Source organism: Shewanella waksmanii, assembly GCF_043643685.1.
GTDB lineage: Bacteria > Pseudomonadota > Gammaproteobacteria > Enterobacterales > Shewanellaceae > Shewanella > Shewanella waksmanii_A.
Genome location: NZ_JBHZSN010000002.1, coordinates 389,519 through 398,487 on the forward strand (window position 1 = coordinate 389,519; position 8,969 = coordinate 398,487).

6 protein-coding genes and 1 tRNA gene are annotated in these 8,969 nt (G+C 44.6%); all 7 read right to left on the reverse strand.

Annotated elements, in window-relative coordinates:
• Positions 1 to 21: 21 nt before the first annotated feature.
• The 7 genes from ACHUFW_RS04535 to ACHUFW_RS04565 all read right to left on the reverse strand — a co-directional run bounded on the left by ACHUFW_RS04535 (position 22) and on the right by ACHUFW_RS04565 (position 8,861).
• Positions 22 to 1,386, reverse strand: a complete 1,365-nt coding sequence (locus ACHUFW_RS04535) for a sigma-54-dependent transcriptional regulator (protein ID WP_394200939.1) — start codon at positions 1,384 to 1,386, stop codon at positions 22 to 24.
• Positions 1,386 to 3,251, reverse strand: coding sequence for a sensor histidine kinase (locus tag ACHUFW_RS04540; protein ID WP_394200941.1), 1,866 nt, complete (start codon positions 3,249 to 3,251; stop codon positions 1,386 to 1,388). Before ACHUFW_RS04540 ends, ACHUFW_RS04535 begins: the two co-directional genes overlap by 1 nt.
• Before the next feature lie 96 nt (positions 3,252 to 3,347).
• Entirely contained in the window at positions 3,348 to 4,745 is a 1,398-nt protein-coding gene (locus ACHUFW_RS04545; protein WP_394200943.1) for a TRAP transporter large permease, read from the reverse strand.
• Positions 4,745 to 5,374 carry a TRAP transporter small permease gene (locus tag ACHUFW_RS04550; RefSeq protein WP_394200945.1) on the reverse strand — a complete coding sequence of 210 codons (630 nt, stop codon included), beginning with the start codon at positions 5,372 to 5,374 and terminating at the stop codon, positions 4,745 to 4,747. Before ACHUFW_RS04550 ends, ACHUFW_RS04545 begins: the two co-directional genes overlap by 1 nt.
• 59 nt (positions 5,375 to 5,433) lie before the next feature.
• Positions 5,434 to 6,447, reverse strand: a complete 1,014-nt coding sequence (locus ACHUFW_RS04555; RefSeq protein WP_394200946.1) for a TRAP transporter substrate-binding protein — start codon at positions 6,445 to 6,447, stop codon at positions 5,434 to 5,436.
• A 257-nt stretch (positions 6,448 to 6,704) separates the two neighbouring features.
• On the reverse strand, positions 6,705 to 7,937 hold the full coding sequence (locus ACHUFW_RS04560) for an MFS transporter (protein ID WP_394200948.1): 1,233 nt from the start codon (positions 7,935 to 7,937) through the stop codon (positions 6,705 to 6,707).
• A gap of 848 nt (positions 7,938 to 8,785) precedes the next feature.
• Positions 8,786 to 8,861: transfer RNA gene (locus ACHUFW_RS04565), tRNA-Val, on the reverse strand.
• Positions 8,862 to 8,969 lie beyond the last annotated feature (108 nt).

Here is an 8,969-nt window from a genome sequence, read left to right on the forward strand (position 1 = left end):
AAGCCAGCCTATGCTGGCTTTTTACATAAAATGCTTGCGGTTTATCGCGTATTTTTGCATTTTGTCATAGAGGGTTTTTCTGGGTAGCTCAAGCTGCGCCATAGTATGTTTGATGCTGCCTTTATGTAAGCTAAGTGATTCTTCAATCAACATTTTTTCGAAAAACTCCACCCGTTGCTGCAGAGACATACCGCTACTGATTTGTGGCTGCTGAGCCAATGAGGTCGCAAAGGCGGCATCGGCGCCCAATAATACATAGCGCTCAGCAAAGTTACGCAGCTCCCTGACATTACCAGGCCAATCGTGGGAGGTGAGAATAGCCATTTGTTCAGGACTCAATGCGATATGGGCTTTGTGATAACGAGTTGATGCAATTCGAGCAAAATGCAGAAACAGCAGTGGAATATCTTCACGGCGATCGCGCAGGGCCGGGATCGGTACAGTGACGAGGTTTAGCCGATACAATAAATCTTGGCGGAATTGCCCTTGCTCGCATAGTTGTTGCAGGTCGACTTTAGTTGCGGCAATCACTCGAATATCCACTGCGATGGTTTTATTTGAGCCTAAGCGCTCAATGCAGCGATCTTCAAGTACTCTAAGCAATTTCACCTGTAATGATAATGGTGTGCTTTCAATTTCATCGAGAAATAGGGTACCGCCATCGGCATACTCAAATTTCCCGATACGGGTTTTATCTGCGCCTGTAAATGCGCCTGATTCAGCCCCAAATAGCTCGCTTTCGATAATCGTTTCCGGAATAGCGCCGCAGTTAATGGCGACAAAGTTGGCTTGATGGCGAACACTATGGTCATGTAGGTAGCGGGCGACAAGCTCTTTACCTGTGCCAGTTTCACCATCAATGAGGACATCGGCAGGTAGATCGATAACTTGGTCGATAATATGCCGCATTTGATTAATGCCTGGACTGTGGCCCAAGATCCTTGGCCCTGGGCGACTATGGTTTTCAAGCTCTTTTTTCAGGCTGCGGTTTTCAAGGGTAAGCGCACGTTTATCTAATGCACGCTTAACCACATCGAGCATATGTTCATTGTTAAACGGTTTCTCTAAAAAGTCGTAAGCGCCTTTTTTAAGCGCATCAACCGCCATGGCGATATCGCCAAAGCCAGTTAATAAAATAACCGGTAAATCGGGGTCACGCTGTAGCAGTTGGTGCAGTAGGGTCACACCATCCATTTTTGGCATGTTAACGTCACTGATGATAATACCAGGCCAGTTCTTGGGCAGGGCATCAAGTAAGGTTTGTGCCTCACACACTGTGGCTGCTTGGTAGGATTCAAGCTCAAATAGTTGCACTAAAGCTGCGCCAATTAACGGCTCATCATCAACAACAATAATGTTCAGTGAATCTATTTGCGTTAGGCTCATTAAGCTTCTCCGTTGGCGGCTGGCTGAGTATTGATTGATGGTGATGACATATCATAAGTGGGCAAGGTAATGGTAAAAATGGCGCCGTGGGCAGCGGCATTTTCGACCCCTATTTTGCCATTCATGGCTTCAATTATGCGTTGTGAAATCGATAAGCCTAATCCCAAGCCATGGCTAGTGCTGGTGTAATAGGGTTCAAATATTCGGTCAATTTTATTGGCCTGGATACCTGTGCCCGAATCCGTAATCGTGATGGTTAGCGGATGGCCACTTTGGGTGGCAATGTGTAGACGCTTACTTGGGCTATGCTTCATTGCCGAAATAGCGTTGCTCATAAGATTAACCAGCACCTGCTGTAAGCGAATACTGTCTCCCCATATCTCTAATCGCTCCTTGGCAAGTGCAAGGGTGAGTGCGATGCCTTGTTTATCGATTTCGGGTTGCACAATCGTCAAGGAATCTTGAATACATTGATGTAAGTCGATTGCACTATCTTGGCCATGGCTTTTGCGGGTAAAACTCTTAAATTGTGCCACGATGGCTGCTAGGCGATCGGTGAGGGTTATGATGGTGTCGACATTGGTTGAGACCATGTCGAGCCTGCCGCGCTCCACCATGGTTTTGGTGTTTTGTGCGTAACTGCGTATTGCTGCTAAGGGTTGGTTAATTTCATGGTTGATACTCGCTGATAGACTACCAATCACCGTCAGTTTAGCCGCTTGAATTAATTCATCCTGGGTATCTTTTAGCTTGGCGTTACTGGCCTCGAGTGCTTGAGTGCGGTTCTTGACTCTTTGTTCTAGTTGCTGCTTTGCTTGCTGCATCTGGCTGATATTTTTGCGACGCTCTAAGCTAAACAATAATGCTAGTGCTGCGGCAACATACAGTGCGGCATACAGCAATAAAATCGCTGGCATACGCTGATAGACTGGCTGCACGGGCGTTAATATGTGCAATCGCCATCCCGCCTTATTCATTAACGATTTTATCTCTAATAAGCGATGATCGGGTTGGTCAGCTTGGTTAATACTAAACAGGCGGTATTTCACACCGGTTTGTTGATAACTTGGGGCGATGTCTAATGAGGTGATCACCCGATTGGCATAGCGCTTACTGGCGTTAATGTTGATTTGTGTTTGTTGATCTAGCGGTAAAAACGCGTGCAGGCGCCAGTCTCTTTGGCTCGATAAAAAGATGATATTGTCGAGATCTGAAATAGCAAACTCATAGCCACTGCCACGAGCAATACGGGTACTTTGGCTTTCGATATCGCTTATATCTACCTTAACAACGATGACACCAATCACTTGTTTGCTATTGGCGGCTTTTGTCGATTGACTCGCGGTTTTTTCACTTGGATAGATAGGGTAAGAGAAATAAAATCCGCGTTTGTTTGATGTTACCCCTACCGCAAAATAACGACCGAGCTCACCGTCAATGGCTTCGGTGAAATAGGGTCTAAAGCTAAAATCTTTACCGACAAAAGAGTAGCTAGTTTGCCAATTACTGGCTGCTACGGCCACGCCGTCCTGATTAAGCAGGTAGATATCAAGTGCTTCGGTGATGTTTTGTACTTCTTCTAAATAGGCGTTGACGTCTTGTATTGCCTGAGGACTTTGCTGGTGGTAGAGGGCTTGACTAAGTAATGGGTTAGTAGACAGTACGTGAGGAATGCTTTCGTAGCGAGATAATGCCCCGTCAATAAAGCTTTGTAGCTGTTTTAATTGGGTTTGGCTTTGCGCTTTGGTTTGCAGCAGGCCTTGATCAAGGTGAAACCAATAAGCTATTCGCAGTGTCGCCGCCAATCCAATAGCAAATAATAATATGACACTGATATGTTTCTTGTTCTTTTTTGACAATGGCATAACTACACATCCAAGTGAATACAAACTGAGCCTAAGGCAAATCGCTTTGCTGCCGTTACCTTAGGCTCGCTTAAATGTTTCGTTTAATCAAGCACTTTAGTAGCCATTTAGTGAATCAATATACTCGGGCAAAAATAGTGAAATTTGCGGTATATAGGTGATTAAAGCCAAGAACAGTAGCAGTAAGCCTAACCAAGGTAGGCAAGATTGAATGACCCAGCCCATGCTTTTGCCTGTTATGCCTGCGGTGACAAATAAATTGAGCCCAACTGGCGGTGTTAACATGCCGATCTCCATATTGACCACCATGATAATACCTAAGTGGATGGGGTCGATGCCCAACTGAGTGGCAATCGGGAACAGAATCGGCGCCATAATTAATAAAATGGCCGATGGCTCCATAAAGTTACCCGCTGCAAGCAGCAGTAAGTTGACAATAATTAAGAAGCCCCACACGGGTAACCCCATACCGACAATTGCCTCAGCGATAATATGTGGGATACGTTCAGTGGTTAACACATGGGCAAATAACATGGCATTGGCAATGATAAACAGCAGCATGATGCTGACTTTAGCGCCATCTCTCACCACATGACGGACCTCTTTATCCAGTGGTGTTTTAACCACGCCAGCTATCATTGCTAGGGTGTTGCGAACAATGGCTTTAACTAGTGGTTCTTGCTGCTCGCGCCATTTAACCGCTTTAAGCGGGCCGATATCTCGATAACCAAACACCGCAATAAAATACGCGTAGACACAGGCCACAGCCGCTGCTTCCGTTGGACTTGCTACTCCGCCATAGATGGAACCAAGTACAATAAAAATAAGGGCTAAGCCACCCATGGCTTTAGCACTCGATGTGGCGAGTACTTTTACCCCGGGGAACGGCCTGGAGGGGAGTTTCTTAATTCTTGCTACTACATAGATAGCCAACATCAGCAGTAAGCCCATCATCAGGCCAGGGATAAGACCGGCCATAAACATGCGCGCCGCCGATACTTCAGTAGCTGCCGCATAAACCAGCATAACAATTGACGGAGGAATTAAGATCCCTAAGGTACCGGAGGTGGTTATCACCCCTGCGGCAAACTTTTCAGGATAGCCTGCCTGCACCATGCCGATGATGACGATAGAGCCAATTGCAGCCACGGTGGCCGGTGAGGATCCTGATACAGCAGCAAATAGCATACATGCCATCACTGAAGCCATCGCGAGCCCACCACGAATATGGCCAACGCTGTCCATGGCAAAATTAATAATTCGCCTTGCTACGCCACCGGTTGAAAGAAACGCAGAAGATAGAATAAAAAATGGAATCGCAAGCAAGGTGTAGTGTTCTGATGCTGACTCATACAGTTTCAACGCAATAGAGGCCAATGAGTCGTCTGAGAAAAGCAAAATGGTCAGCATACTAGAAAAGCCTAATGCGATAGCAATCGGCATACCGATTATCATGCATATAAACAGGGTAATGAACAGTGTCGCTATGGTCATTATTGCTTCTCCTTGGTTTGCGTTTTAGTCACTTCCTCTGCTAGCTGCATGCTTTCTTTTGCTTCATCGGCCAGTTGGAAACCTAGGGTTTTGTTTTGCAGCAGGGCGATGAAGAGTTCGACGAAACGAAAGCTTAATAGACTAAAACCAATCAATAGAATGCTTTGCGATAGCCATAATGGCACTGCGGGTTCTTCTACATCGATTCTAAACCATTCCCAAGCTTGGTCAGGATCGAGGTGATTGATTAAGAAATGAGGAAAATCAATATCCTCCATTGGTACGCCGACATCATACATTTTGACTAGGTAGTCCCAACTTCCTTTTAAAAACATGGCGCAATAAACTAAACAGATGCTCGTCGCCAACAGTGCGACGTATTTACGCGGTGTTTGCGGCAATTTAGACACAAAAGCGTCAACACCTATGTGGGCGCCTACTTTTACACCGTAAGACATACCGAATAACACGAACCAGCCACTGAGGGTGAGTGTCAGTTCTTGGATCCATAAGAAACCGGTGTTAAAGAAAAAACGCGCGATCACTTCGGCAAATACCAATAGCGTCATACTAGTGATGAGTATGTTGAGAAAGGCTTCTTCAAAGTGCGATAGCCAGCGGGCAATCATAGCAACTCTCCTGTAAAACTAACCAACAGCTGGCTCGTGGCCAGCTGTTTTTGGGATGTTTATTGGCGATTAGACGCAGCTGCGGCTTCGATCATCTCTTTACCAATTTTGGCTTCAAACTTTGACCAAACCGGCTTCATCGCTGCAACCCATTGCTGGCGTTGTTCAGGTGTTAGTGCAACTAATTCCGAACGTTTTGAGTCAATGATGGCTTGACGATCTTTACTCACTTTTGCCGCTGCAATTTCATTACCGTGGGCAATGGCTTCATCCAAAGAGGCTTTGATGATTTTACGTTTGTCTGCGGGTAGCGAAGTCCAAAAGTTATTGGAGGTTACGACCATGTAGTCCAGTAATCCGTGATTGCTTTCTGTGATATGACTTTGTACTTCAAAGAATTTTTTTGAATAAATGTTAGACCAGGTATTTTCTTGACCATCAATGGCCCGCGTTTGTAATAAGGTAAAGACTTCAGAAAACGGCTTTTTCACTGGAATAGCATCGACAGCTTGGAATTGTGCCGCGAGTACATCTGAGGCCATAATACGGAACTTCTTGCCTTGGGCATCTTCTGGCACGACTAACGGGGTACTGGCTGAAAACTGTTTCATACCATTGTGTAAGTAGCCTAGTCCTAGAATGCCTTTGCGTTTCATAGAACGTAATAGTTTTTGGCCGTTTTCGCTTTGCTGAAAGCGGTTAACCGCATCCATATCTTCAAATAAAAATGGTAGATCGAACAGTTGCAGCTTTTTAGTATAACGTTCGAATTTAGATAAAGACGGAGCGACAAATTGCACATCGTCTAGGAGCAGGGCGGACAGCTCATTATTGTCACCAAAAAGCTGTGAATTTGGGTAAATACTGACGACATATTCGCCAGGTAGTCGCTGTTCAACTAGGGACTTAAATTTCAGCGCCATTTGCCCTTTAGGGGTGTTTTCCGCCACAACGTGAGAGAACTTTAATTCAGTCGGTGCGGCCATGGATTGCAAACTGGCTGACATAAGCAGTGTAACTGCAGCTATCTTGGCGATGGGTTTTAATATTGAGGTACAAGTTAACAGTGACATAATGATTCCCTTTTATTATTTGTTTGGCATTTATCGGCAACGAATTCATTGCAAGTTCGAGTAACGTTCCGAGTGAATACCTACAGGGAATAGCAAGTGTTGAGCCAATTATGTTGCTTAGTTGTTATTTTGTTTGATAACAAAGTGTTGTGATTTGGTTGTGTGTTTGAGGGTGTTTCTTAGATGAGCTAAATAGGTGGAAAGGCATCTATGACTGAGAGTGAAATGGGTGGGAATCCACCCATTTCATTTAGGGTTTAGGGTGTGGGTTGCTGCCACATTTGTGAGCGGTAATGTCCATGGTAAAAAAGGGCCGCCGCTAAGGTGGCTATTGTGGCGCCAAACAGCAGTGCAGCTCTGACATCAAACATGGAAAATATCCCACCTAACAATGCGGCCACCAGATTGCCAAGACAAAAAATCGTGACTAGCATTCCCATAAGCTGGCCTTGGGGACGTTGCTCATAAGCAGTAGATAGATATGAAGGTAAAAAGCCATTGTAGATAGCAATCCCTATTCCCATGAGTGCAAATGTCGCCATGAACAACAATGATTGCGTTAAGGCAAACATGGCCAGAGCGATGGCAAATGTCAGCATGCCGATGAGTCCTGCTTGGGCATGATTAAAGCGTTGTTGGATTTTAGGGTTTAATAAAATGCTGGCTGCGATCATGCAAGATGTCAGTAAAACCGTTACCCAGCTAATATCCACAGAGCTGTATTGATATTGGCGCACTAGGTGTAGAGGGTAATATTCATAATACAGATTCACGCCCGTGGTTAACATAAGATAAAGCAAACAAAAACGGCGAATTGCAGGTTCTTTTAGCAGTGCTAGACTAGTTTGTTTTTGGGCATTTTGAGCGGCAATATCTAAGCTCGCCGGTAGGCTGAAGTGGCTTAATAAGGCGCAGAAAAGACAAGCGATAGCGGCTATCCAAAAAACAGCATCAATGCCCAACAATACTAAATATCCGCCAGCTAAGGGACCAATTAAATAACCGCCATAACCCATTGCACTGATAAGTGAGAAACTGCGAGTTTTATCGATTGTTGGGTGAAGATCGGCAGCAATTGCCCGTGCAATCGAGATATTGCCTTCACATAACCCGGTGAAAAATCGTGCTAAACAAAATAGGACAAAATGTTCTGATAGTGCAGCTACCGCAGTTAATGCATAACCTAATGCGCTACCTAAAAGTGTGAGCGTGAGTAAGCGTTTACGACCATATGTGTCTGATAGTGAGCCGATCATACTACTACCAATAATGATGCCTAAAGGGTAAATCCCCAGAACAATGCCTAATAGCAGCTCTGACGGCAATCCCATGAACTGGGTTAGCTGTGAATTTGCTTCAGCAAATAATGGGGCTAATACCGGGTAAGGCAGTGCGATTCCTGCAACACTGATCAGTGTTACCAGAAGCGTAACAGCGAGAATTTTGTTTGCACTAGCGGTATCTGTGTCGGTTAATGTTTGCTGGCTCATGGTTCATCTTCAATTCTATGATGTAGCAACACTATAAAATTAACTTTCAATTAAGTAAATAAAAAACTTTATTTAATTGGGGGGGAGACATTTAGATCTTATTTATTCTATTGCTAAGTAATATGATTTTTAAGGCGTTGACTACAAAAGTACCTCGGATTGGTGAGAGCTAAGCTAACAGCTTTTATCCATGAGCAGATAGTGCTGCTGACACTGACATTAGTTTTTAGAGAGCTTAGAATACTGATACATCAGTTTAATGAGCCTTAAGCTTGCTGAGGCTTAAGCATACAGAGGCCAATGCTTACAGAGGCTATGTTTACAGGAGCATATGTTGACACTAAGTATAAAGAGCCAGTTTATAAAGCATCGACGGGGCAGAGAGATTATTATACCAATCGGCATAAAGATGTGATCGCTCAGCGAGAGTTTAGCGCTTCTGAGATAAGGTCATTAAATGCTCCTCGGCAACAGCTCCTGCGTTACTCTACCTCCTATATCCCTATAGTCGTGCATCAATGACATTTACCACATCCATGTGGCTTGCAACGAATGAAGGGCATAGTGACTCTACGTTCAAGTTCGTTTACACAGTATCAGAAGTGTAAAACTCGCCCTTTGGGCGCTTTTATGGCTGCCTACTTCTTCGTTGAATAGCTTCCCAATAGAACCACTATTACTTAAGTTATTCGTCTTGAACTCGTTTGCCAAAAATAGCTCTGAGTAGATCACTTTCTCATGCTAATTGGTATTATCCAAGTTTGGATTTTGCAATGAACTAGATGAAATGATAAATAGCTTGATGGAGCGAGAACAACATGGAGTGAAGAAAAATCTTCATTAAAGAATGGTGGTCGATACTGGGCTCGAACCAGTGACCCCCTCCTTGTAAGGGAGGTGCTCTCCCAGCTGAGCTAATCGACCTGGGATTTCATAATGTTTTAATTCTTTATGAAAAGAATGGTGGTCGATACTGGGCTCGAACCAGTGACCCCCTCCTTGTAAGGGAGGTGCTCTCCCAGCTGAGCTAAT